This is a genomic window from Micromonospora sp. NBRC 110038, assembly GCF_020884815.1.
Lineage (GTDB): Bacteria > Actinomycetota > Actinomycetes > Mycobacteriales > Micromonosporaceae > Micromonospora > Micromonospora haikouensis.
This window is the reverse complement of record NZ_BBOL01000001.1, coordinates 391460-417658: the sequence shown is the minus strand read 5'-3', so window position 1 is coordinate 417658 and position 26199 is coordinate 391460. Positions and strand designations below refer to the sequence as shown.

Here is a 26199-nt window from a genome sequence, read left to right as displayed (position 1 = left end):
CGTCAACCTTCGTTCGCAGGGGTGGGTTCGGGCAGGTGCGCGGCCAGTCGGCCGGGGGTGGGGTGCAGCATCAGTTCCAGGACCTCCAGGTCGACGCCGAGCGCCTCGACGCCGTGCACCAGCCGCATCGCCGTGAGCGAGTCCCCGCCGAGGTCGAAGAAGTCGTCGTCGACCCCGGCGGGCACGCCGAGCACCTCGCCGAACAGCGCGCACAGCCGGGCCTCCCAGGCGGTGACCGCACCGGCATCAGCCTCGGGTCTGGCGGCTTCGGCGGCCGGCGGCAGCGGCGCGGGCAGGGCGGCGCGGTCGAGCTTGCCGTTCGGCGCGAGCGGCAGCGCGGCGAGTTCGACGAGCGCCGCCGGCACCAGGTACGCCGGCAGGCTCGCCGCCAGCTCGGCGCGCAGCCGGGCCGGGTCGAACGGGGTTCCCGGCTGCGGCACCACGTAGCCGACGACGCGGCGGATGCCCGGCACGTCCTCCCGGACCGTCGTCGCCGCGGCGGCCACGCCCGCGCAGCGGGCCAGCGCGACGTCGATCTCGCCCAGCTCGACGCGGAAGCCCCGCACCTTCACCTGCTGGTCGTCGCGCCCGTGGAACACCACCTGGCCGGCGGCGTCCCAGGCCGCCCGGTCGCCGGTGCGGTACATCCGCTCCCCCGGGCCGCCGAACGGGTCGGCCAGGAACCGCCCGGCGGTCAGGGCGGGCCGGCCCAGGTAGCCCCGGGCCAGGCCGACGCCGGCCAGGTAGAGGTCGCCCACCACGCCCGGCGGTACGGGGCGCAGGCAGCCGTCGAGCACGTGCACCCGGGTGTTCCAGATGGGCCGGCCGATCGGCACGTACGCCGGGCGTGCGCCGGCCGGCACGGGCCAGTACGTGACGTCCACGGACGCCTCGGTGGGCCCGTACAGGTTGTGCAGCTCCGCGCCGCAGGTGGCGTGGAAGCGGTGCGCCAGGTCGGGGTCGAGGGCCTCGCCGCTGCAGATCACCCGGCGCAGGCCGGCGCAGTGCGCGGCGACCGGCTCGGCCAGGAACGCGGCGAGCACCGACGGCACGAAGTGTGCGGTGGTGACCCCGTGCCGGGCGATCAGCCGGGCCAGCCGGGTCGGGTCGCGCTGTTCCTCGGCGTCGGCGACGACGACCGCCGCGCCGGTGGACAGCGGCCAGAACATCTCCCACACGGACACGTCGAAGCTGAGGCTGGTCTTGTGCAGGACCCGGTCGGCGGCGGTCAGCCCGTACTCCTGCTGCATCCAGCGCAGCCGGTTGACGATGCCGGCGTGCGGGACGACCACCCCCTTGGGCCGCCCGGTCGAGCCGGACGTGTAGATGACGTAGGCGGGGTGCTGAGGGCGCAGCGGCGCGCGCCGGTCCCGGTCGGTGGGTGCGGTGGCGGGTTGCCGGTCGAGCAGGTCCACCACGGCCGGGTCGTCGACGGCGACGCAGCGGTCGGCGGGGCAGCCGTCGGCGACCAGCTGTCCGGCGGTGTCCCGGGTCGCGACGACGCAGACGGCCGCGCTGTCGCGGACCATGAGCGCCCGCCGCGCGGCCGGGTAGTCCGGGTCCACCGGCAGGTACGCCGCGCCCGCCTTCACGGCGGCGAGGATCGCCACGAGGCTGGCCGGGGAGCGGGGCAGCCCGACGGCCACCACCCGCTCCGGGCCGGCCCCGCGCGCGATCAGCAGGTGGGCCAGCCGGTTGGCGGCGGCGTCGAGGGCGGCGTAGGTCAGCTCCTCGTCGCCGCAGCGGACGGCGACCGCGTCGGGGGTGCGCCGCGCCTGCGCCTCGACCAGGCCGACGAGGGTGCGCGGCGCGGCCGGGTCGTCGGCGGCCTCTACCGGGTGGGCGGTGTCGTTGGCGTCCGCGAGTAGGCGCAGCTCCGCGCCGGTGAGCGGGGCGAGCCGCGCGACCGGAGTGCCCGGTTCGGCGACGACCGCCCGCAGCAGCGCCGCCAGCCGCTCCAGCACCGCCGTCGCCGTCGCCGCGTCGACCAGGTCGGGCTGGTGGCTGACGCGGACGCGCATCCGGGTGCCGGGCAGCACGACGACGGCCAGCGGGTAGTGGGTGGCGTCGCGGCCCGCCACGGCGGTGATCCGGGCCTCGCCCACGGCCGGGGCGCCGTCGAGCGCGACGGGGTAGTTCTCGAACACGTACAGGGTGTCGAAGAGGGTGCCCTGGGTGCCGGCGAGCCGCTGCACCGCGCCCAGCCCGAGGTGCTGGTGCGGCACGAGGGCCGACTGTTCGCCGTGCAGCCGGGTCAGCAGGTCGCCGAACGTCTCCCCCGGGCCGGTGCGCACCCGCACCGGCAGCGTGTTGAGGAACAGCCCGACCATCTTGTCGACGCCGGGCAGGTCCGGCGGGCGTCCCGCCACCGGCGTGCCGAACACCACGTCGGCGCGGCCGGTGAGGTAGCCGAGCAGCACGCCCCAGGCCCCCTGGAGCACGGTGTTCACGGTCACGCCGCGCGACCGGGCCAGGGCGGTCAGCGTTGCCGTCAGCTCCTCGTCCAGCTCCAGGTCGACGTCGCGCGGCAGCGCCGTCGGGTGCGCCGCGCCCGGCCCGGCCAGCAGGGTCGGCTCGGCCAGCCCGCCCAGCGCCTCCCGCCACGCCGCCTCGGCGGCGGACCGGTCCTGCCGGGCCACCCACGCCAGGTAGCTGCGGAACGGCACGGGCGGCGGCGGGGCGGCGGCCCCCCGGTGGTGCTCGTAGAGGGCGATGAGGTCGCGCACCACCAGCGACAGCGACCAGCCGTCGAGGAGGATGTGGTGGTGGGTGAAGTCGAGGCGGTGCCGCTCGGCGTCGAGCCGGACCAGGCTGAACCGCAGCAGCGGCGGCCGGGCCGGGTCGAATCGCCGCCGCCGTTCGGTGTCGGCGATCCGGGCGGCCTCGGCGTCGCGTTCCGCGTCGGGCAGCGCCGACAGGTCGGTCTCCTGCCACGGCAGCTCCACGCCGTCGCCGATGACCTGCACCGGTGGGCCGGCGAGCCGCTGCCGGAACGCCGCCCCGAGGTGCGGATGCCGGGCGAGCAGGCCCTGGGCGGCGCGGCGCAGTGCCTGCGGGTCGAGCCGGCCGGTCAGCTCCAGGGTGAGCTGGGCGGTGTAGACGTCCGCGCCGGCCCCGGCGTACGTGGCGTGGTAGAGGATGCCCTCCTGCAGCGGCGCGAGCGGCAGCAGGTCCGTCAGGCGCGGGTACTCGGCCCCGATGGCGTCGAGTTCGGCCTGCCCGACGTCGACCAGGTCGAAGTCCGACGGGATCCGGCCCGCCGCCGGGGTCGCCGCGCTGTCGGCCAGCACCCGTAGCGCGCGCAGCCACGCGTCGGCCAGCTCGCGGACCCGGTGCTCGGGCACGGCGTCGCCGGCCCAGGTCCAGGTGGCCCGCAGGTGGGGCCCGTCGGCGGCGTCCACGGCCACGGCGTTCAGCGACACGGCGTGCGGCAGCGGCATGTCCGCGTCGACGTCGCCGCCGAGGGCGTCCTGCGCGATGGGGGTCCAGTCGGCCTCCGCCGCGCCGCTCAGCCGGCCCAGGTAGTTGAAGCCGAGCTGCGGGCGGCCCAGCCCGGCGAGTTCGGGGCCGGTGGCCGGGTTGAGGTGGCGCAGCAGCCCGTACCCGATGCCGTTGTCGGGCACGGCCCGCAGCCGCTCCTTGACCTCCCTGACGACGGTGCCGACGCCCGCCCCGGCCGCCCACACGTCCGCCCAGTCCACGCCGGCCGGGTCCACCCGCAGCGGGAACAGGCTGGTGAACCAGCCGACGGTGCGGGCGAGGTCGACGTGCTCGGTCAGCGGCTGCCGGCCGTGGCTCTCGACGTCGACGAGCAGCCCGCCGGGCCGGGCGGACGCGACCGCGATGGTCAGCGCGGCCAGCAGCACCTCGTCGACCCCGGCGTGGTACGCGTCGGGGACGCGGCGCAGCAGCGCCGCCGACAGCTCCGCCGGCACGGTCTGGGCCAGGCTGCGGGCGGTGCGGGCGGTGTCCCGGGCCGGGTCGGCCGGGCGGGTGCCGACGGGCGGCGGGGGTGCCGCCAGCGCCCCGCGCCACAGGTCCAGCTCGGCGGTGCGCGCCGGCCGGGTCGCCTCCTCGGCGAGCAGCGCCGACCACCGCCGGAACGAGGTGGTGACCGGGGCCAGCTCGGGCCGGGCGCCGGCCGACGCGGCCGCCCACGCGGCGGCCAGGTCGGGCAGCAGGATCCCCCAGGAGGTGGCGTCGACGGCGAGGTGGTGGGCGGCCAGCAGCAGCCGGCCCCGGGCCTGCGGGCCGGCGTCGAACCAGACGGCCTGGAGCATGACCCGCGCGGCCGGCGCGAGCCGGGCCTGCGTCGCGCGGGCGTGCGCGGCCACGACCGCCCGCAGGGCCGGCTCCGGATCGGCCGGGTCGACGGGCACCCGGGTCAGCACCGAGGCGGCCGGCACGCTGCCCGGCGCGGCCACGTCGAGCCGCCACGGGCCGTCGGGGCAGGACGGCCGGTCCAGCCGCATCCGCAGCGTGTCGTGCCGGTCGAGGACCGCCTGCACGGCGGCGCGCAGGTCGGCCTCGGTGAGCCCGGCCGGCACGCGCACCACCATGGACTGGTAGTAGCCGTCCACCGGCCCGCCGGCCGCCCGCAGCCACTCCATGATCGGCGTCGGGTCCAGCTCGCCGACCCCGTCGTCGGCGCGGGCGACGGCGGCGTCGCGGGTGCGGTCGGCGGCGACGTCGGCGGCCAGGTCGGCGGCGGCGGCCAGCCGCGCGACGGTCGGGTGGGCGACGACGTCCCGGGGCCGGATGGCCAGCCCCGCGCTCTGCGCCCGGCTCACGAGCTGGATCGACGAGATGCTGTCGCCGCCGAGGCCGAAGAAGCTGTCCCCCACGCCGACGGTGGGCACGCCGAGGACCTCGGCGAACAGGTCGCACAGCAGCTTCTCGGTGGCCGTGCCCGGCAGGTCGTCGCCGGGGGCGGGCTCCTGGCCGGGCGCGGGCAGGGCCAGCCGGTCGACCTTCCCGTTGGGGGTCAAGGGCAGGGCCGCGAGCCGCACGAAGATGTTCGGCACCATGAACTCGGGCAGGTGGGCGGCGACGAAGGCGCGCACGGCCGCCGGGTCGGGGGCGGGTCCGCCCGCCGTCCCGACCAGGTACGCGACCAGCTGCCGGCCGCCCGTGCCGACCTCGCGGACGACCACCGCCGCCTGGGCGACGGCGTCGTGGCGGGTCAGCACCGCCTCCACCTCGCCGGGCTCGATGCGGTGCCCCCGCACCTTCACCTGGTCGTCGACCCGGCCGACGAACTCCAGCTCCCCGTCGGGACGCCAGCGCACCAGGTCGCCGGTGCGGAACATCCGCTCGCCCGGCCCCGAGTACGGGTCGGCGACGAACCGGGTCGCGGTCAGCCCCGGCCGGCGCAGGTAGCCGCGGGCCAGCGCCCGCCCCGACACGTACAGCTCGCCGGCCACCCCGGCGGGGACGAGCCGCAGGCTGTCGTCGAGGACGTACACCTGGCAGTTGCGCACCGGGCGGCCGATGGGCACGGCGGCCCCGGCCTCGACCCGGTCGGCGCGCAGGTCGGCGCTGATGGTGGCGCACACCGTCGTCTCCGTCGGGCCGTACGCGTTGACCATGCGGCGGCCCGGCGCCCAGCGGGTCACCAGTTCGGCGGGCAGCGCCTCGCCGGCCAGCACCAGGGAGCGCAGGGTCGGCAGCGGCTGCACGGCGAGCTGGGTGAGCACCGCCGGGGGCAGCGTCGCGTGGGTGACCCCGTGCGCCCGGACGCACTCGGCGAGCGGCTCGCCGACGAGCAGCCGCTCGGTCGGCACGACCAGCGCCGCGCCGCAGGTCAGCGCCATGCACAGCTCCCAGAAGGAGGCGTCGAAGCTGGGCGAGGCGAACTGGAGGACCCGGGCCCGCCCGTCGACGCCGAGGTGGGCGGCCTGGGTGGCGGCCAGGCTGCTGACGCCCCGGTGGGTGACGACGACGCCCTTGGGGCGCCCGGTGGACCCGGACGTGAAGATCACGTACGCGGGGTGGGTCGGCAGCAGGGGGACGCGGCGGTCCCCGTCGGTCGGGTCGCGGTCCGGGCGTCCGGCCAGCTCCGCCGCCAGCGCCGGGTCGCGCAGGTCGAGGCGGGACAGCCCGGCGGCCTCCGCGGCGGCGCGGGCCACCGGCGCGGCGTCCGCCCCGGCGAACACCACGCAGGCCGGCTCGGCGTCGGCCAGCATCTGCTCGACGCGGGGGCGCGGGTACTCCGGGTCGACCGGCAGGTAGCCGCCGCCGGCCTTGGTGACGGCGAGGATCGCGGTGACGAGGTCGATGCCGCGCGGCAGGGCGAGCGCGACGAGCCGCTCCGGGCCGATCCCCCGGGCGACGAGCGCGTGGGCGAGCCGGTTCGCGTCGGCGTTCAGTTCGGCGTACGTCAGCCTGCGCGCGCCGCAGCGCACGGCGACCGCGTCGGGGGTGCGGGCGGCCCACGCCTCCACCAGGGCCGGCAGCGTCGCCACGGGCACCGGGTCGGGGTTGCGGGACTGGGTCGACAGCCGGTGCCGCTCCTCGACGCCGAGCAGGTCGAGCCGCCCGGTGCGGGTCGCCGTCGCGGCGGGCAGGTCCGTCAGCAGCCGGGTGAACCGGCGCAGCAGGCCCCGGGCGAAGGCCGCCGGGAACAGGTCCGGCCGGTACGACAGCCGCAGCCGCAGCCGGGTGCCGGCCGCCGCGTTGAGGCTCAGCGGGTAGTGGGCGGCGTCGTCCGCGCCCGCTTCGACGCGCAGCGGCCCGCAGCGCAGCTCACCGGACTCGGGGAAGTTCTCGAACGCGACGCAGGTGTCGAACAGCTCGCCCGTCCCGGCGACCTTCTGCACGTCGGCGAGGCCCAGGTGGTGGTGTTCGATGAGGTGCGCCTGCTCGTGCTGGATCCGCGTCAGCAGCGCCGACAGCGGTTCGTCGCGGCGCAGCCGCACGCGCACCGGCACGACGTTCATCAGCAGGCCGACCATGCTCTCCGCGCCGGCCAGCTCGGGGGGCCGCCCGGACACGGCCGCGCCGAACGTCACGTCGGAGCGCCCGGTGAGCTGACCGACGAGCAGCGCCCACGCGGCCTGGACGACGGTGTTGACGGTGAGGTCGTGCCGGCGGGCGAACGCGACGAGGTCCGCCGTGTCCTGCGGCCCGAGTTCGCCGGGCAGGCTGCCCGGCCAGACGGGGGCGCGGGTGGGGTCGGCGGGGGCGACGAGGGTCGGCCCGTCCAGGTCGGCCAGCGCCGCCCGCCAGGCCGCCTCGGCGCGCGGCCGGTCCTGCGCGGCGAGCCAGGCGAGGAAGTCCCGGTACGGCACCGGCGGCGGCAGCGCCGCGCCGTCGCCGCCGTGCTCGTAGAGGGCGCACAGCTCGCGGATCAGCAGGGACGTGGACCAGCCGTCGAGCAGGATGTGGTGGTACGTGACGACGAGCCGGTGCCGGTCGCCGTCGACGCGGATCAGCCGGAACACGATCAGCGGGGCCCGCCGCAGGTCGAACCGGCGGCCCTGGTCGGCCTCGGTGTGCCGGGCGAGGGCGGCGTCGGGGTCCTCCCCCGGCTCGACGGTCACCTCCGTCCACGACAGGCCCGCCCCCGTGGTGATCACCTGCACGGGCGCGCCGGAGCGGCGTTCCCGGAAGCTGGCCCGCAGGTTGGGGTGCCGGCGCAGCAATCCGCCCGCCGCCGCCTTCAGCGCGGCGGCGTCCAGCCGGCCGTGCAGGTCGAGGATGAGCTGCGCGGTCTGCACCTCCGGGCCGGCGCTGCGCTGCCAGGAGTGGAACATCATCCCGGCCTGCAACGGCGCCAGCGGCAGGATGTCCTCGATGTTCGACGTCGTCATGACACCGCTCCCTGTTCCGCCGCGAGTTCCTGCTCAAGGTCGTCGATCTCGTCCTGGGTCAGCGAGACCAGCGGCAGGTCCGCCGGCGTGTGACCGCCGGCGGACGGTGTCGCCGAGCTGGCCACGACGGCCTCCAGGGCGGCGTGCCAGTCGTCGGCCAGGTCGGCCACGTCGGTCTCGGCCAGCAGCCCCGCCGGCCACGACCAGGTGGTACGCAACTGCGGCCCGGCCGGGCCGTCGACGGTGACGGCGCCGATCTCCAGGGCGTGCGGCACGGGGTCGCCCGGGTCGGCCCCGCCCCGCAGCACGAGGCCCTCCTCCGCCGGACCCCAGTCGTCCGGCTCGGCGGCGGGGAACCGGCCGAGATAGTTGAAGGCCACCTGCGGGGCCGGCATCCGGGCGAGCGCGGGGCCGGTCCGGGGGTCGAGGTAGCGCAGCACGCCGTACCCGCCGGCCGGGGGCAGGGCGTTGAGCTGCTCCTTGACGCGCTTGACGGCGGCGCTGACGGTCGGGCCGCCGGTGCGCGCCTGCGCCCCGTCGACGGGGCCCGGGTCGAGCCGGACGGGATGGATGCGGGTGAACCAGCCGACGGTGCGGGACAGGTCGGCGTCGGGCACGAGCCCGTCGCGGCCGTGCCCCTCCAGGGCGACCAGCACCCCGTCGGAGCCGCCCCGGCCCCGCCGGGCCAGCCAGGGCGGCAGCGCCAGCGCCAGCGCGCTGAGCAGGATCTCGTCCACCCCCGTCCGGTAGGCGGCCGGTGCGGTGGTCAGCGCGGCGGAGGTGCAGGCCGGCGACGCGGTGCGGGTGACGCTGCGCAGCCGCCCGTGGACGTCGACGCGGCGGTCGAGGGGCCGGTCGCCCAGGGGCGGGTCGGGCCGGTCCAGCAGCCGCGTCCAGGCGGCCAGCTCGTCGGCGCGGGTCGGCGCATCGACGCGGTCTGGCCCGTCGTCGCGCGTCGGCCCGTCGTCGCGGGTCGGCTCCCCGGCCAGGGCCGCGACCTGCCGCGCCCAGCTGCGCAGCGTGGTGCCCGCCGGCTCCAACTCCGGCCGCCGCCCCGCGTCGAGCGCGGCGCAGGCCGCGCGCAGGTCGGCCAGCAGGATCCGCCACGACACCCCGTCGACGGCGAAGTGGTGCACGACCAGCAGCAGCCGGTTCCCGACGTGCGGGCCGGCGGCGAACCACACGGCCTGCACGAGTACGCCGTCGGCGGGGCGCAGCCGCTCGCGGGCGGCCCGCGCCTGCGCGGCGATGAGCGCCGGCCGGTCGGCCGCGTCGGCGTCGGCGAGGTCGACGACGCGCAGGCAGTCGTCGGCGCGTACCGCCCCGGCGGGCGGGATCTCCAGCTCCCACGGCTCGTCGCCCGGCCCGGTGCGGGCCCGCATCCGCAGCGCGGGGTGGTGGTCGAGCAGCGCCTGCACGGCCTCGCGGACCCGCTCGACGGTCTGCCCGGCGGGCACCCGCACCAGCATCGACTGGCTGAACGCGTCCAGCGGGCCGCCGAGTTCCTCCCGGGCCCAGGCCATGATCGGCGTCAGCGGCACGGTGCCGGTGCCGTCGTCGGCGGGGCCGCCGCCGGCACCATCCACGGTGGTCGCCACGGCGGCCAGGGCGCGCACGGTGCGCTGCTGGTAGACGTCCTTCGGCTTGAGCTGCAGGCCGGCGCGGCGGGCCCGGCTGACGAGCTGGATGGACATGATGCTGTCGCCGCCGAGGCCGAAGAAGCTGCCGTCGATGCCCAGCTCCGGCACGCCGAGCAGCTCGGCGAAGAGGTCGCACAGGATGCGTTCGGCCGGGGTGCGGGGGGCCGGGCCGGTGAGCGACCCGTCGAGTTCGGGCTCGGGCAGCGCCGCCCGGTCGACCTTCCCGGTCGGGGTCAGCGGCAGCGCGTCGAGCACCACGAGCCGCGCCGGCAGCAGGTACTCGGGAAGCTGGTGACGCAGCCACTCGCGGACCTGCGCCGCCGTGAGGGTGGCGGAGCCGGCGGGGGTGACGTAGCCGACGAGCCCGGCGCGTCCCGCCTCGTCGGGGCGGGTCACCACGACGGCCGCGCCGACGTCCGGGTGCCGGGCGATCGTCGCCTCGACCTCGCCGGGTTCGACCCGGAAGCCCCGGATGTTGACCATTTTGTCGACGCGGCCGGCGTACTCCAGGTCGCCGTCGGGGCGCAGCCGCACCCGGTCGCCGGTGCGGTAGAGCCGGCCGCCGGGCGGGCTGGCGTACGGGTCGGCGACGAACCGCTCCGCCGTGAGTCCGGGTCGCCCCACGTACCCGCGCGCCAGCCGCGCGCCGCCGACGTAGAGTTCGCCGACCGCGCCGAGCGGCACGGGCACGAGCATCGGGTCGAGGACGTGGGCGGTCAGGCCGGCCACCTCGCGGCCGATCCGGCTGAGGCCGTCGCCGACGTCGTCGGGCCCGAGGGTACGCGCGGTGACGTGCACGGTGGTCTCGGTGATCCCGTACATGTTGACCAGTCGCGGGCGGTCCCAGCCGTGCCGGGCGGCCCACCGGCGCACCGAGGCGTGCTCCAGGGCCTCGCCGCCGAAGACCACCCAGCGCAGCGCGTGGGGCCGGTCGGACCGGGAGTCCACGTCCTCGAACTGGGCGAACGAGGAGGGGGTCTGGTTGAGCACGGTGACCCCGGCGTCGGTGACCAGGCGGTGGAAGTCCTCGGGGTTGCGGGAGACCCAGTAGGGCACCACGACGACCCGGCCGCCGGTGCTCAGCGCGCCCCAGATCTCCCACACGGAGAAGTCGAACGACGAGCTGTGGAACATGGACCAGACGTCGTCGGGGCCGGCGGTCAGGAACTCCTCGCCCCAGTGCAGCAGCCGGGCGACGGCGGAGTACGGGACGGTGACGCCCTTGGGGCGGCCGGTCGAGCCCGACGTGTAGATCACATACGCCGCACTGTCCCCTGTCGCCGGCACCGGCGGCGGGACTTCACCGACCTCGGCCGCAGCCTCCCCGTCGACCTCCACCACCCGCCACGGACCCGACGGCAACCGCCCCGCCGCACCCGAGGCCCCCAACACCACCGACACACCCGAATCCGCCAACATCCACGACAACCGCTCCGCCGGATAATCAACATCCAACGGCACATACGCCCCACCAGCCTTCAACACCCCCAAACACCACACCACCAACTCCACCGACCGCCCACCACACACCCCCACCAACGAACCCCCACCAACCCCCAACCCCCGCAACAACCCCGCCACCACATCCGACCGCGCACCCAACTCCCCATACGTCAACACCACCTCCCCACACACCACCGCCACCGCACCCGGCGACCGATCCACCCACCGACCCACCAACTCGTGCACCAGCAGCGCGCGATCGGCCGGCGCCGGGGGCGGCGCGGCCGCCGCCGACCAGGAGGCGAGCAGGGACCGCTCCGCCGCGCCGGCCAGCGGCTCGCGCAGGTACCGGCGGTCCGGGTTGGTCACCATGTCCCACAGGGCGGCCACGAACCAGTCGCGCAGCAGCCGGACCTGCTCGGCCCGGACGGCGTCGGTGTGGAAGTCCATGGCCAGCAGCACCCGGTCGGAGACCGGGTCGCGGACGACGCCGATGTTGAGCGGGAAGTTCGTCGGCTCGGCGCGGACGGTGGAGAAGCTGCCGATCTTGCCGTCGAGGATCTCGGTGCCCCGGCCGGAGAGCATCTCGGCCATCACGTGGAAGTGGTTGTAGACGAAGTTGACGTTGACCGGCTGGTCCATGCCGAGCCGGCGCTGCATCTCGGCCATGGGGAAGCGGCGGTGCGGCAGCATGTCGCGCTCGGCCGCGAAGACCGCGGCGATCAGGTCCGTCCACGTGCCGTCGGGCAGCGCCAGCCGGAACGGCAGCGTGTTGAGGAACAGTCCCCGCACGTCGTCGCCGCCGGCCTCCTCCGGCCGGCCGTTGGCGGTCACGCCGACCAGCACGTCCGTCGCGCCGGTGGCGTAGCCGACCGTACGCAGGCAGGCCGCGACGAAGAGGGCCTTCAGCGGGGTGCCGCACCGGTTGGCCAGGTCCCCGAGCGCCGCGCAGAGCTCGGGGCTGAGCACGGTCTCCACCGAGCCGTAGCGCTGGCGGGCGTCGGTGGAATACCACCACTCGCCCAGGAAGCGCTGCTCGCCGGGCAGCTCTGGCACGGGCCCGTCGGGCCAGCGCAGCAGGCGGGTGTCCGGCGGTTCGGCCAGCCGCTCGCGCCAGAACCGTTCGGTCTCGGTCGAGGTGAGGGCGGCGCGTTCCAGCTCGACGAAGTCGCGGTACTGCGCGGTCAGCGGCGGGTCCGCCGGCTCGACGCCGTCGCGCAGGCCCTGGTAGACCCGCATGATCTCGCTGAGCGTGGAGTGCAGGCTCCAGCCGTCGAACACGGCGTGGTGCTCGGTGAGCGTCCACTGGAACACGTCGTCCGAGCGGCGGTGCACGTGCATCCGCAGCAACGGCGGGCGGTCGTGGTCGAACGGGGTGACCCGCTGGTGCTCCAGGTAGGCCCGGACGATCTCGTCCTGCGCCGCCTCGTCGAGGTCGCGCAGGTCGTCGCAGCCGACCGGCAGGACCGCCTCGGCGTGCACGAGCTGCAGCGGTTCGCTGTAGTCGGTGAGCGACAGCGCCGTACGCAGGATCGGGTGCCGGCGCACGACGTGCGCGACCGCCCGGGAGAAGGCGTCGGCCTCGAACGGCGCGCGCACCTTCATGCTGTCGACGTTGTGGTACGGCAGCCGCTCCGGGTCGCGGGTCATCTCGTAGACCATGCCGACCTGCAACGCCGTCATCGGGTACGCGTCGACGAGCCCGCCCGGCAGGTGGGCCCGGTCGGCGGCGTCGACCAGCTCGAACGGGCGGCGCGTCGGGGCGTCGGGGACGTCGACGACCGTGCACACGGCGGCGAGTTCGGCGATCGTGGGGCGGTGGAACAGCTCCTGCAGCTCGAAGGAGATGCCGCTGGCGCGGGCCGCGCCGAGCACCCGGATGCTGCGGATCGAGTCGCCGCCGAGGTGGAAGAAGTTGTCGTGCCGGCCCACCTGGACGGGGCCGAGCGCGTCGACCCAGATCTCGGCGAGCCGCCGCTCCACCGGGCCCTGCGGGGGGACGTAGTCGCCGCTGCCGGCGGGGCGGGCCTCCTCGACGGGGTCGGGCAGCCGCCGGTGGTCGGTCTTGCCGCTCGGCGTCAGCGGGATCGCCGCCAGCTCCACGAACCGCGCCGGCACCATGTAGTCGGGCAGCCGGTCCGCCAGCCACTGCCGCAGCTCGGCGACCGCCACCGTCGACCCGGCCTCCGGCACCACGTACGCGATGAGCTGCGGGGCCCCCGCGTCGTCGGGCCGGATGGTGACGGCCGTGCCGGTGACGCCGGGGAACTGGTGGGCGACGGCCTCGATCTCGGTCAGCTCCACCCGGAAGCCCCGGATCTTGATCTGGCTGTCGGCGCGGCCGGCGTACTCCAGGGTCCCGTCGGGACGCCACCGGGCCAGGTCGCCGCTGCGGTAGAGGCGCGCGCCCGGCTCGTCGCCGACCGGGTCCGCCACGAAGCGTCCGGCGGTCAGTCCGGGCTGGCCGAGGTAGCCCCGGGCGACCCCGGGCCCGCCGACGTACATCTCGCCGATGACGCCGACCGGGCAGGGCCGCAGGTTCCCGTCGAGGACGTGGATCGCCAGGTCCGCCAGCGGGCGGCCGATCTGGGTGAGGGCGCGGGTCAGGTCGTCGGGCCCGACCTCGCGGAACGTGTTGTGCACGGTGGTCTCGGTGATCCCGTACATGTTGACCAGTCGCGGCCGGTCCCAGCCGTGCCGCCCGGCCCACCGGCGCACCGACCCGTGGTCCAGGGCCTCACCGGCGAAGACGACGTAGCGCAGCGCCAGCGGCAGCGGGTCGGCGAGGCGGGCGTCGGCGGCCTCGAACTGGACGAACGCGGACGGGGTCTGGCTGAACACGGTCACGCCCGCGTCCCGCACGAGCGCGTACAGGTCGTCGGGGCTGCGGGAGACCCAGTAGGGCACCACGACGAGCCGGCCGCCGCTGCCCAGCGCGCCCCACGTCTCCCAGACGCAGACGTCGAACGACGAGCTGTGGAACATGGACCAGACGTCGTCGGGGCCGAAGGTGAAGTCGCGGGCGGCCGAGGCGAACAGCCGGACCGCGTTGCGGTGGGTCACGGTGACGCCCTTGGGGCGGCCGGTCGACCCCGACGTGTAGATCACATACGCCGCGCTGTCGCCCGACACCCTCGCCGGCGGAACCGCCTCCACCGAAGCCGGAGCCGCGGCCTCCGCGTCGACCTCCACCACCCGCCACGGACCCGACGGCAACCGCCCCGCCGCACCCGAGGCCCCCAACACCACCGACACACCCGAATCCGCCAACATCCACGACAACCGCTCCGCCGGATAATCAACATCCAACGGCACATACGCCCCACCAGCCTTCAACACCCCCAGACACCACACCACCAACTCCACCGACCGCCCACCACACACCCCCACCAACGAACCCCCACCAACCCCCAACCCCCGCAACAACCCCGCCACCACATCCGACCGCGCACCCAACTCCCCATACGTCAACACCACCTCCCCACACACCACCGCCACCGCACCCGGCGACCGATCCACCCACCGACCCACCAACTCGTGCACCAGCGGGCCATCCGGCTCCCCCGGCTCCACGGCCGCCGACCAGGACCGGATCAGCGACCGCTCGGCGGCGTCCGTCGCCGCGAGGTGTCCGATCGCCAGCCGGGGCTGCGCGAGAGCGCTCGACAGCAGGTGCGACCAGTGCCGGAAGAAGTGTTCGACCGAGTCGCGGCCGAACAGGTCCGTGCAGTACTCGATCTCGATGTCGAAGCGGTCGCCGACGTCGTAGACGGTGAACGTGAGGTCCAGCTTCGCCGTGTCCGTGGGCACGAACTCGCGGGTGAGGAACGACCTGCCGGCCCCCGCCCCGGCTCCGCCCGCGGCGCCGGCCCCGGCCGCCGGCCCGGTCTCGTGGAACGCGAACAGCACCTGCACGAGCGGGCCGTGGCTGGGCACCCGCTGCGGCACGAGGCGGTTGACCAGCCGGTCGAACGGCACGTCGAGGTGCTCCAGGGCCTCCAGCACCGACTCCTGGGTGCGCGCCACGACGGCCTCGAACGTCGGCTCGCCGCCCAGGTCGGTGCGGGCCACCATCGTGCCGGCGAACAGGCCGACCACGTCCAGGAACCGGCTGTCCCCCCGGCCGGCGACCGGCGAGCCGACGACGAGGTCGGTCTGCCCGGTCTGCCGGTGCAGGAAGACGTGGAAGGCCGCCAGCAGCACCACGTACGGCGTGACGCCGCTGCCCGCCGCCAGGGCCCGCACCCGGTCGCGGACGCCGGGCTCCACGGTGAACCGCAGGGTCTCGCCCCGGTAGGTGAAGTCGCGGGGCCGGGGCCGGTCGCGGCCGAGTTCGAGCAGCTCCGGCGCGCCCCGCAGCTGCTCGACGCGCCGGTCGAGGTCCCGCTGCGCCCGCGGCCCGGCCAGCCATTCCTGCTGCCGGGCGCAGTGCTCGACGTACGCGGCCTGGGGCGGGGGCGGGACGGGAGCGCCGCCCAGGCCGGCGGCCAGGTCGCGTTCGACGATCTCCAGCGAGAGGCCGTCGACGGCGATGTGGTGGAACGTGAGGTGGAGCAGCCGCACCTGGTCGTCGACGGCGAACACCGCCGCGCGGACCAGGGGCCCGGCGCTCAGGTCGAACGGTCGGCGGGACACCTCCCGCACCACCTCGGCGCACCGGGCGTCGCGCTCGGCGGCCGGGCAGTCGGTGAGGTCGTGCACCTCCAAGGGCAGTTCGCGGGCCGGCAGCAGGCGCTGCACCGGCTCGCCGTCGACCTCCGCGAAGGCCGTGAACAGCGCGTCGTGCCGGGCCAGCAGGCGGCCGACGGTGGCGACGACCTCCGGCAGCGGTACGGCGTCCCGCAGCCGCCACGACACAGGCACGTGGTAGGCGGCGCTGGCCGGCGCCAGCCGGTCGATGAACCACAGCCGCTGCTGCTCGCTGCTCAACGGCCAGCGCCGACCGTCCTCACCCATGGAACGCGGCGTTCTCGGCCTGGTCCATGGCGAGGGCGAGGCTCTTCGGCCGCATGTCCTGCCAGTTGTCCTCGACGAAGCGCAGCGCGTCGTCGCGGCCGCCCGGCCCCCATGCCACGGTCCAGCCCGCCGGCACCTCGGCGAATTCCGGCCACAACGAGTGCTGCGACTCGGCGTTCACCAGCACCAGGAAAGTGCCGTCCGCATCGTCGAATGGATTCATGATCCGCCTCCGGTCCACATCGATGCCGCAGGGAGTCCACATAGCCCCCGGAAGCGGCCGGGGAGAATCCTGCCGGGCGATAGCGGCGGCGGCCAGAAATTGCCACTTCACCAAGTGGCAGTTGGTGTAAACGGTTTCGGCGAGAGCGCGCGGTCGGGCCGGCAGCCCACGGGAAGGCCGAGGTCGGGCGGGCAGGCCGGAATCGCCGACGGCGGAATTCGCCGGAGGGGAAGCGGGGGGTGAAAGGCGGCTACGCCGGGTCGGCCACCGGAATCAGCGAGACGATCTGCAGCTCACTCGCGCTCGGGTCGGTGAGGGTCACGACGTCGACCAGCGTCGTCCGGTGGTCGCTGGAGAGCCGGATGCCGCGCCGGGACCGCAGGGTGCACCCGTTCGCGGCGTGGGCGTTCCACAGGCAGCGGGCCTCGGGGTTGGTCGCCAGGCAGGCGTCGACCAGGGCGGCGATCCCCGCGTCCTGGGGGTGCAGCGCCTGGGCGATACGCATCTGGGTGAGCATCGGCGCCGCCCAGTCGGTGTCCCAGTTGACCAGCCGGCGGCGCGCGTCGGCGTCGGTGAACAGCCAGCGGGGATAGCTGGGATCGCTGCGCAGCCAGGGATAGTAGGCCTCGCACACCTCGTTGTGCAGCACCACTCGCGCGTACCGGTCGAGGACGTAGGTCGCCCAGCGCTGCCCCTCGACGAACTGGCGCAGGGCGGGGCCGAGGACGACGGCGGTCGCGCCGACCGGCGACGGCGGCGGCATCCGGCCGACTGCCAGGAGATACAGCAGCTCCCGCTCGTGCCGGTCGAGGCGCAGCGCCTCGGCGACGGCGTCGAGGAAGGCTTCCGAGTAGTTGGCCCGCACCCCGCGTTCGAGGTTGCTGTACCAGACGACGCTCACCCCGACGATCTCCGCGACCTCCTCCTGGGTGACGTTCGACCGACGGGCTCGGCGGCGCCGGGCGAGGAGCCGGTCGTCGGGCACCAGCCGGTGCCGCCAGGCTTTGACGCAGGCGGCCAGCTCGCTGTTCTGATCTGCCGAGACCTGCCGAATGGCAACCATTTCTCCCTCGTCCTGGCGCAGCCGTGAATGATAGTTTCCACGCATCTGGACCTGCACCGAAATGGAACAACGGCCACCGGTCACACGGCTCTCCCGAGAGCCGGAAGCAGGGTGGATCGATCGGTCGACGGCTGCCCGTCGCCGGGACCGAGGGATCCCGCGTACGAGACTTTAGGCCGAATAGGCCAAAGCCCGTTCGCGACGGCACGGACACAATCGTGTCCAGTGACTGTCACGAATGTGGATGCTACCGCTCGGGGACCCGGACACCAATAGCTGAGTATCGCTCGGATCACTGTGCGGTCACCCCCTCCGGCGATTCCCCGCCACCTGCACCCAATCGTCATGGACTTGGCCGCACTGCCCCCTTGGCCACGTCCACGGGAGTGCGCACTACTTGCCCGTGATGGCCCTGTTGCGTAGATAGTGACCCGCGCCGCCGCCCGCGCCGCCTGCCCCCGCGCCGACCGAGGGGCAGCAATACATTCAAGTGCGGCTCTCCATTCGCGGGTCGACAATTCGCAGCAGATTGCGTCGACCCGGCGCGCGCCGTTCGGCACGCCGTTTCCCGGCGCGGATATGAGTCGCGAAGAACCCCGGAGTCCCAATCGCCACAGTTGCGGCCGGCTTCCCGTCCGGGGCGCATATCCCCTGGTAGAGGCGGTTTCCGCGCGCCGCGAGACGCACGCCATACGAAACGCGGGAGAAACGAGAGCTGGCTAGCGTCCCCGATCGTTGAACATTTCCACTCCTTTCCGGGGAGACACTTTGAAGGTACGAACATCGAGGAGCATGCGCATTCTCCTCGCGGTGGTCGTCTCGCTGACGGCCCCGGCCGCGCTGGCCGCCCCGGCCGGCGCGGCGTCCCCCACCACAGCCGCACCGCCCCCCGCCGCACCGGCGGGCCTGCCCGACCCGACGGCGCGCGGGCCGTTCGGCTACCAGGCCGTCCAGGAGGCCAAGCTCGGCCTCGCCAGCATCCAGGAACCCAACTCCGCCGGGGCCGACCCGACGCCGGGGACGGCCCAGGCGGCGGAGCAGGTCGAGATCCGCGGCCAGCTCTACACACCGGACTGGGCCAAGCGCACCACCCCGTCGCCGCTGATCGTCCTGGTGCACGGCAACCACGGCTCGTGCGACTCCGGGCAGAACAGCGCCCAGCTCACCTGCGCCCAGTTCAAGCACAACGAGAACGGCTACGCCTACCTCGCGGAGAACCTCGCCACCTGGGGCTACACGACGTTCTCGGTGTCGCAGGACCAGCTGATGATGCGGCAGGACAGCAGCAAGGGCAAAGGCATGCACAGCCGGCGCATGCTCATCGCCGCCACCCTGGACGCGCTCAGCGCCGCCAACCGCGCCGAGGGCCTGCCCGTCGACGAGCACACGACCGTCGGCACCACGCTCTCCGGTCACCTCGACCTGACCCGCATCGGCCTGATGGGGCACTCGCGCGGCGGTGACGCCGTGTCGAGCTTCATCGACTACAACCGCATCCGCACCGACGGCCCGCGCTACCCGCTGCGCGGCGTCATCTCCCTCGCGCCGGTCGACTACGAGCGCAAGGCCCCGTACGGCATGCCGTACCTGACGATCCTGCCGATGTGCGACGGCGACGTGTCCAACCTCCAGGGCGCGCGGCTGTTCGAGCGCAGCCAGTACGTCAACCCCGGCGACCCCTTCCCCCGCATCCAGGTCGAGCACCTCGGCGCGATCCACAACTGGTACAACACCGTCTGGTACGCCGACGGCGGCGCGGACGGCCAGGGCAACAACGACGCGGCCTGCGGCAACTCGGCCCCGTTCGCGACGAACAACATCCACCCGAACAACCTGCGGCTCAGCGGCGCGGCCAGCTACACCGACCCCGACCTGAACTACAAGATCGACAACTCGGATCCGCTGAACCCGGCCGTGAACACCAAGTTCTCGGGCGACGCGGCCCGCATGGGCGACCAGGAGAAGCTGGGCCTGGCCACGATGGCCGCCTTCTTCCGCCGCTACGTCGGCGGCGAGGGCGCGTTCCAGCCCTACCTGACCGGCGAGCTGGCCAACACCGACAGCGGCCTGCAGGTCCCGGCGACGGCCTGCCCGACCAGCCCGTCCGGCACGGCCATCCCCTGCAACGAGCGGGTCAACACCAGCTACTTCGCCGCGCCGCAGGAGCGGGTGGACGTGATCCGCCCCGAGGTGGAGAACCCCCTCGGCCTCAACGCCCTCGGCGGCCCGCTGACCGGCAGCGGCTTCGCCGACCCGTACGCCCAGGCGGCCGGCGTCACACCGAAGCCGGCGGCGACGGCCGGCGGCTACGACTGGTGCAACCCGGAGCCCCAGGACTTCGCGCCCGCCCAGCTCGGCAAGACCGGGCTGCCGACCGCCGCCAAGCCCTGCCCGCTGCCGGCGGCCGGCGCGCTCGGCGGGCAGAACGCCACCCGCGAGAACAGCCCGATCAACCACTCCTACGGCCGCCAGCTCACCCTCGCCTGGGAGCCGACCTCCACCGCCACCCTCACCGCCGCGATCCCGGCCGCGTCCAAGGACGTACGGGGCCTCAAGGCGCTGGCCCTCAGCGCCGCCGTCAACTTCTTCGACACCCGCAACCCGGGCGCCGACAACCGGGGCGACAACACCCGCGACACCACCGTCAACGGCACCCCGACCAGCCCGGTCTGGCCCAACGAACTGCCCACGTCGTACGACCCGGCGTCGACCACGCAGCGCTTCGTCATCGCGCTGAGCGACACGGCCGGGCACGAGGCCACCGTCGACGCCGGTGACCCGCGCTGGGGCAACGCCCTGCACATGTCCACCGGCACGAACACGCCGAACACGCACATCGTCCTCGACCAGATCCGCGTGCCGCTGAGCGAGTTCGCCGCGCAGGGCGTCGACGTCGGCTCCCTGGCCAAGCTCGAACTGCGCTTCGGGGCGGGCGACATGCCGAAGTCCGGCTCGATCCAGCTCGCCGACGTGCGCTTCCAGGAGAGCGCGGCCGGGGCGCGGCTGCTGTCGGACGGCAACCACGCCAACGGCGCGGGCTACGGCAAGTCCGCCCTCGGCGGCCCGGACCCGGCGACCTACCTCGCCGCGTACGACAACACCCCCGGCAAGGTGGCGCTGGTCGACCCGGTCGCGAACCCGCGCGGGAACACCACCTGGACCGTCGACGACGACGGGAAGCAGTGCCCCACCGCCCAGTTCACGTCGATCCAGGCGGCCGTCGACCACGCCTCGCCGTGGGACACGATCGTGGTCTGCGCGGGCGTCTACCAGGAGTCCTCGACGCCGGTGAACCACGCGTCCAACCCCGTGCAGGCCGGCGCGCGCAACGGCCTCACCATCACCAAGCCCCTGAAGATCAAGGGCGCGGGCGCGGACAAGGTGACGATCGAGCCGGACCAGTCGCTCGGCACCCTCGCGGGCGACCAGCCCTACCTGCGCGACGGCGGCGGCAACGTGATCACCGTGTCGCGGCAGTCGCTCGGCTCCACCGACACCAACGAGATGTTCGTCGACATCTCCGGCGTGACCGTCACCTCCGGCGACGTCTGGGCCGAGGCCGGCATCGCCTTCTTCGGCGCGGCCGGTCGCGTCGCGAACAGCGTCGTCGGCCCGCTGCGGGCCGCCACCACCGCGCAGGAACTGGCCGAGCACCCGCACGGCTGGGGCATCGTCAAGACCGGCGTGATCCGGGGGGCGAGCGCCGCCACCGTCGAGAGCGAGGTGACCGTCACCGGCAGCGTCGTCACCGGCTACCAGTCGGGCGGCATCCTGTTCGACGGCGCGCGGGGCACGGACGGCAGCCCGGACAACACCGCCCGGACCGGCATCCGCAACCACGGCTACGTGACCGGCACGGTCGTCACGGGCGCGTCGAGCAGCGTGTTCCCGCAGGTCGGCATCCGGTACGCCAGCGGGGCAACCGGCTTCGTCAACGACAGCCGGATCACCGGGAACTACCACCCGCCCGCGCCGGAGAAGTCCTACGGCATCCTGCTGACCGACGCCGGCACCGACAGCGTTGGGGCGCTCACCGCCTCCGGCGACATCATCACCGGCAACGGGTTCGCCGTCTACAACGCCACCGCCGACAACACGGGCGTACGCGAGGCAGCCCCGTTCGTGGTGACCGGCAGCTACCTCGGCAAGCGCGCGCCGCTCGCGGGCAGCCCGGCGGACCCGCGCACCGGGGTCGAGGCCGTCTCCGGCCCCGACAGCACGGGCGCGGCCACCGTCACCGTCGCCAAGCGGCTGCCGAAGCCGCCGAAGGCGGTGCCGACCGGGGTGGGCCGGGTCGCCGACCACGCCCCGTGGGCCCAGGTCGCCGACCCGGGGCAGGGCGCGGTGTTCCAGGTCGGGACGACGGTGCACCCGCTGATCCGGGGCACCGACGACTTCGCCATCGCGTCGGCGACCCTGCTCGTCAACGGCACCAGGGTCGGCACCAGCACCGTCGCCCCGTACCTGTTCGACTGGACGCCCAGCGCCAAGGACGCCGGCCGGCAGGTCAAGCTCCAGGCGCTGGTCGTCGACTCGTCCGGGCGGGCGACCCTCTCCAAGGCGGTGGTAGGCACCGTGCTGCCGCCGCCCAGCGTGAAGCTCGGGAAGGTGACGACCAACGCCAGCGCCGGCACGGCGACGATCACCGCCACCGTCAACACGGCCGGCACGCTCACGCTCACCGGCGACAAGGTGGTCGCGGTGACCAGGCAGGTGGGCAAGGCGGGCACGGTCACGCTGACCGTGACGGTCGCGCCCGCGTACCGGCAGCAGTTGGTGAAGGCGGGGCGGCTCGACGTGACGGTCACGGTCGCGTTCGGCAACGCGACGGGGCAGCGCGCGAGCAAGACCGTGCAGGTGCGACTGCTCAAGAAGTGACGATCCGGCACGTCTCGCACTGACCGGAGGGGTCCCGCACCAGGGGCCCCTCCGGCGGCGTCCGCCGCGGCGGCCTACCCGCCGTCGGGCGTCGGCCCCGGCCGGTGCAGGGCGTCGGCCAACTCCGCCGCCACCCGCTCCGGCTCGGCCAGGCAGCGCCACGCGGGCACCCGACGCACCGGGCCGGAGCCTCCGGTGATGTCGAGCCGGGCGAGCACCTTGCGCAGCACCCTGCCGTCCGGATCGCCGGCCGGGTCGTCGACCACGACGGCCAGCTCGGCGTCTTCGCGGCGTACCACGAGGTCGACAGGCTGCCCCGCCACGGGGACGTCCCGCCGCACCGTGAGCCCGGCGTTCCGCAGGGCCCGGTGCAGGCGGTCCGCCGGCACGTTCCCGGCGTCCGGCTGGGTGTCGGCGGCGTCGCCGGCCAACGCCAGGGCCGTCAGCAGGCCCCGCTGGCCCGACCACCACGACCGGTCGCCGACCACGACGAGCTGGGACCGGGCCCGGGTGATGGCGACGTTCCACAGGTTGGTCTGGTGCGCCAGCCAGCCCCGGGTGCGGTCCGGGACCCCGTGCGCGCCGACCGGCGAGACGACCATGATGTCCCGTTCGCTGCCCTGGAACTTGTGGATCGTCGCGCAGAGCAGGTTCTCGGTGAGACCGGCGGCGCGCAGGACCGCCGCCAGGCGACGCTGGTGCGCGGCGAGCGGCGTGACCACCCCGATCGAGGCATCGGGGTACGCCGCCCGCAGGCCCGCCACCTCGGCGACGACCGCCTCGGCCTCGACCGGGTTGAACCCGGAGCCGGTCGTACCGGGGCTGAACCTGCCGGGCACGTCGCGCCAGCGCACCGCCGGTTCGGCCGGAGCGGCCAGCCGGGCCGGATCGGTCAGCACGGTGAGCCGGCCCTGGTAGACCTCCCGGTTCGGCACGTCCACGATGTCCGGATGGCACCGGTAGTGCTCGTCGAGCAGCTGCGTCGTGGCCGCCGCGGCGGCGAACGCGTCGTACGCGGAGTGGGCCGTGTAGGTCAGCCGCCGCGCGGTGAGCCAGCCGGTACTCAGGCCGGCCCTGGCCCGCTCGGCGACGTCGTCGGACTCGGGCAGGTCCACCACGGGCGCGAGCTGGCGCGGATCGCCGATGAGCAGTGCCCGCTTCGCGCGGTAGAGCATCGGCAGGATCGCGGGAATGGCGCACTGCGCCGCCTCGTCGATCACGACGAGGTCGTACAGGGCGGGGCTCCTCTTCAGGCGGCGGGCCGAGAGCGCGGTCACCGCCCAGCCCGGCAGCACCCGCAGCAGCTCCGGAAAGTAGGACCAGCTGTCCGACTGCGGCCTGGCCATCTCGTCGGCCCGGTCCTGGAGCACCCGCGCCCCGGCGGCCACCCGGCGGGCGATCTGCGCCCGCAGCAGGTCGATGCTGCGGGCGGGCCGTTCGGTGCCGATCAGGTCGACGAGCCGCCGCCAGGAGACTTCGGCGTCGGGCAGCTCGCCGAGGCGTCGTAGGCGTTCCCGCCAGCGCAGCTCGAGCACCGCCCGCTCGGCGAGCGCCGTGACGGCGTCCCGGTCGACGACCTGGTACGACCGCAGCCGCCACCGGTACCACCAGCCGAACCACCGGCTGGCGAGCGCCCGGTCGGTCAGGTGGACGAGGTGCGCCAGCGCCGTGTCGTCGGCCGGCAGCGGGACCGCGTCCGGGTCCGGGACGGCGGCGCGTTCGGTGGCCAGGTCGGCGAGGTCGCGTTCGAGCAGCCGCCGCTCGTCCAGCGCCGCGCGGAGCCCGGTGGCCTCCTCGGCCAGCAGCCGCAGCTCGTGCAGCGGGGTCCGGTCGTCCGGCGCGGTGGCCCGCTCGGCCGACGGGTAGGCGGCCAGGATGTCGGCGAGGTGCTTCGGCTCCTGCATCCGGTGTTCCTTGTTGCCCGTACGCAGCAGCAGGCCCGGGCCGATCAGGTCGGTCACCCGGTCGAGCACCGAGTCGACGGCCTGGTTGCTAGTGGAGCCGATCAGCACGCTCTGGCCGGCGGCGGTGGCGGTCGCCAGCAGTGCGGTGACGAGCTGACTCTTGCCGGTGCCCGGTGGCCCCTGGGCCACCGTCAACGGCTGCGACATCGCCGCCCGGATGATCTCCTCCTGTGCCTCGTTCGTCGCGCTCATCGCCACCGTCACCACGGGCGTCGAGCCGGCCCCGCCCGGGCTCGCCGCTGCCCCGTCCGGGCGGAGCGCCAGCGCGCCCAGCGCCGTCCCCTCGATGAGCTTCGGATTCTTGATCATGGCGCGCAGGTCGTCGACGAGCTGCCGCTGCGGCGACTCCGCCGCGTCGACGGTGTAGAGGATCGCGGCGTTCTGCACCCCGTTCACCGGCCCCGGCCGGATGGTGCCGCCGAGCAACGCCGGGTCCAGCTCCGTCACCGGGCTCAGCCCGAACGTCTTTACCAGCACGTCGACGGTGGCGGTGAGGGAGGCGGGGTCGCCCGGCACGAACGCCTGCTCGACGCGTTGCAGCAGCTCGTCGCCCTCCACCTCGGAGAGCTGGAACAGGTCGACGAGGGCGGCGCTGGGGCGAGGCGGGAAGGACGCGTGCAGGACGTCGTCCGCGCCGATGGTCACATCGCAGACCAGAAGCGGCGCTAGCTGGATCGCCTTCTGCCGGGCCGGCCGCACGGCGACGACGGGATAGCCGTACTGCAGCTCCCTGCCGTCGGCGCGGGCCCGCGCGGCGAGCCTGGCCGCCGTACCGCCCAGCCGGACGGGCGTCTCCGAGGTGAAGACGGCCTCGGACCCGGGTGGAGCCGCGACGTACGTGGTGGTCGCCCGGGGGTCGATGAACGACTGCAGCACGGTCGACCGCTGCATGCAGTTGACGTAGTAGGTCACCAGGCGACGCCACTGGTCCGCGTCGAACGCCGCCTCGTCGGCAGGGCTCGCCGTGACGGCGGCGGCGCGCGTCGCCTCGGCGGCGGACCCCGGCGCGGTCGCCAGCCGGATCGGCTCGGTGACGCCCTCACTCGACTCGACCGTCTTGTGCTGGCGGCGGCGGGCCATCTCGGTCGGCACGTACCGGGAAAGATCATTGGTGGTGATCCACCCGTCGTCGGACGGCCCTTCGGCTGCGCCCCGCAGACCGTCGAGGAGCACCTCGGTGAAGACCGACGGGCGGTCCGGGCCCTGCGCCTTCGACGCCTTCTGATGGGTGCTGGAGGTCAGGATGAAGGTGCCACGCTGGCGCTTGAGGCGCCGCGGTTCCTCCCGCACCCCGCCCCGGAACCGGTTGCGGGCCGTGAACGCGCCGGAAAAGCAGCAGTCGAGCAGGACGACCTTCTGGCTGGCCTTGGTGTCGTTGAGCAGGTGGCGCAGCATGCCGTCGGTGTCGAACGCGGTCGCGTGCAGCTGCCCGCCGACCGTGTCGGTCGCCGCCAGGAACAGCGACTGCCCGTCGCCGTGCAGCACCCCGTGGCCGGAGTAGTAGAGCAGCGCCAGGTCGCCCGTGCGCCGCGCGCCGTAGAACTCCTCGACGACCTGACGCAGATGCGCCGCCGGCAGATCCAGTGCCGCGCGTACGCTGTCGAACTCGCCGGCACCGTCGAGCAGTGCCTTGAGCTGCGCGACGTCCTGCCGCACGGAGGGCAGCGGCGCGAGCTCGCGGTCGGCGTGGCAGGTGGCCGTGCCGAGCAGCAGGGCGTGCCGACCCATCAGGGGCGCGCCCGCTCGATCGCCGCCCGCACCGTGGCGACCAGCTCGTCGGTCTGCCGGTGGGTCGGCCGGTCGATGGTCAGCTCGATGTCGCCGACCCGCAGGTGCACCCGGCGGCCGGTGTGGCGTTGGAGGAACGCCAGGACCACGTCGACCAGCGCCTGCACGTAGCCGGGATCCGCGCCCGCCAGCACGGTCACCACGCCGAGCGCCAGCTCCGCGACGCCCTTGGTGTGCGGGTCTGTCACGGGCTGCTCGACGCGCTCCACCTCCCCGATCTCGCGGAGGTCGTCCGCGAGTTCGTCGGTCAGCTCGCCGAGGACGAACTCGTCGTCGTCGGTGAGCGGGGTGAAGTCGATCCGGATGCGGACGTGGGACATCCAACCTCCTGGCTGAGCGGTGCCGATCAACCTACGGAAGAAGGGCCGCGTCGGGATCCTGTCTGTCGGTTTGCCGATCAAACGTCCACTACCGACCAGTCAGTTCTGTTGGA

General features: G+C 74.6%; 7 protein-coding genes. 1 reads left to right on the top strand and 6 read right to left on the bottom strand.

From position 1 onward, the window contains the following. Positions 1 to 2: 2 nt before the first annotated feature. The 4 genes from LPU61_RS01730 to LPU61_RS01715 form a co-directional block, all read right to left on the bottom strand. Positions 3 to 7811, bottom strand: a complete 7809-nt coding sequence (locus LPU61_RS01730) for a non-ribosomal peptide synthetase (RefSeq protein WP_229403870.1) — start codon at positions 7809 to 7811, stop codon at positions 3 to 5. Beyond that, positions 7808 to 15850 (bottom strand): non-ribosomal peptide synthetase, encoded by an 8043-nt coding sequence (locus LPU61_RS01725; protein ID WP_229403869.1) that lies wholly within the window; start codon positions 15848 to 15850, stop codon positions 7808 to 7810. Before LPU61_RS01725 ends, LPU61_RS01730 begins: the two co-directional genes overlap by 4 nt. Further along, positions 15843 to 16073, bottom strand: a complete 231-nt coding sequence (locus LPU61_RS01720; RefSeq protein ID WP_229403868.1) for an MbtH family protein — start codon at positions 16071 to 16073, stop codon at positions 15843 to 15845. Before LPU61_RS01720 ends, LPU61_RS01725 begins: the two co-directional genes overlap by 8 nt. Before the next feature lie 250 nt (positions 16074 to 16323). Then, positions 16324 to 17136: a helix-turn-helix domain-containing protein gene (locus LPU61_RS01715; protein WP_052503652.1), complete on the bottom strand. Its 813-nt coding sequence runs from the start codon at positions 17134 to 17136 to the stop codon at positions 16324 to 16326. Positions 17137 to 17928: 792 nt separating this feature from the next. Between LPU61_RS01715 and LPU61_RS01710 the strand changes: the two genes are divergently transcribed. Continuing rightward, positions 17929 to 22014, top strand: a complete 4086-nt coding sequence (locus LPU61_RS01710; RefSeq protein ID WP_229403867.1) for an alpha/beta hydrolase — start codon at positions 17929 to 17931, stop codon at positions 22012 to 22014. 74 nt (positions 22015 to 22088) lie between these two features. Here the strand turns inward: LPU61_RS01710 and LPU61_RS01705 are convergent, their stop codons facing one another. Beyond that, on the bottom strand, positions 22089 to 25706 hold the full coding sequence (locus LPU61_RS01705) for an AAA domain-containing protein (RefSeq protein ID WP_229403866.1): 3618 nt from the start codon (positions 25704 to 25706) through the stop codon (positions 22089 to 22091). After that, entirely contained in the window at positions 25706 to 26086 is a 381-nt protein-coding gene (locus tag LPU61_RS01700) for a hypothetical protein (protein ID WP_043962096.1), read from the bottom strand. Before LPU61_RS01700 ends, LPU61_RS01705 begins: the two co-directional genes overlap by 1 nt. Positions 26087 to 26199: the final 113 nt, after the last annotated feature.

What these genes read in the sequence shown, in the direction of transcription:
- LPU61_RS01730 (WP_229403870.1), bottom strand. Translation starts at nt 7,811, where the DNA reads ATGACGACGTCGAACATCGAGGACATCCTGCCGCTGGCGCCGTTGCAG.
- LPU61_RS01725 (WP_229403869.1), bottom strand. Translation starts at nt 15,850, where the DNA reads ATGGGTGAGGACGGTCGGCGCTGGCCGTTGAGCAGCGAGCAGCAGCGG.
- LPU61_RS01720 (WP_229403868.1), bottom strand. Translation starts at nt 16,073, where the DNA reads ATGAATCCATTCGACGATGCGGACGGCACTTTCCTGGTGCTGGTGAAC.
- LPU61_RS01715 (WP_052503652.1), bottom strand. Translation starts at nt 17,136, where the DNA reads ATGGTTGCCATTCGGCAGGTCTCGGCAGATCAGAACAGCGAGCTGGCC.
- LPU61_RS01710 (WP_229403867.1), top strand. Translation starts at nt 17,929, where the DNA reads ATGCGCATTCTCCTCGCGGTGGTCGTCTCGCTGACGGCCCCGGCCGCG.
- LPU61_RS01705 (WP_229403866.1), bottom strand. Translation starts at nt 25,706, where the DNA reads ATGGGTCGGCACGCCCTGCTGCTCGGCACGGCCACCTGCCACGCCGAC.
- LPU61_RS01700 (WP_043962096.1), bottom strand. Translation starts at nt 26,086, where the DNA reads ATGTCCCACGTCCGCATCCGGATCGACTTCACCCCGCTCACCGACGAC.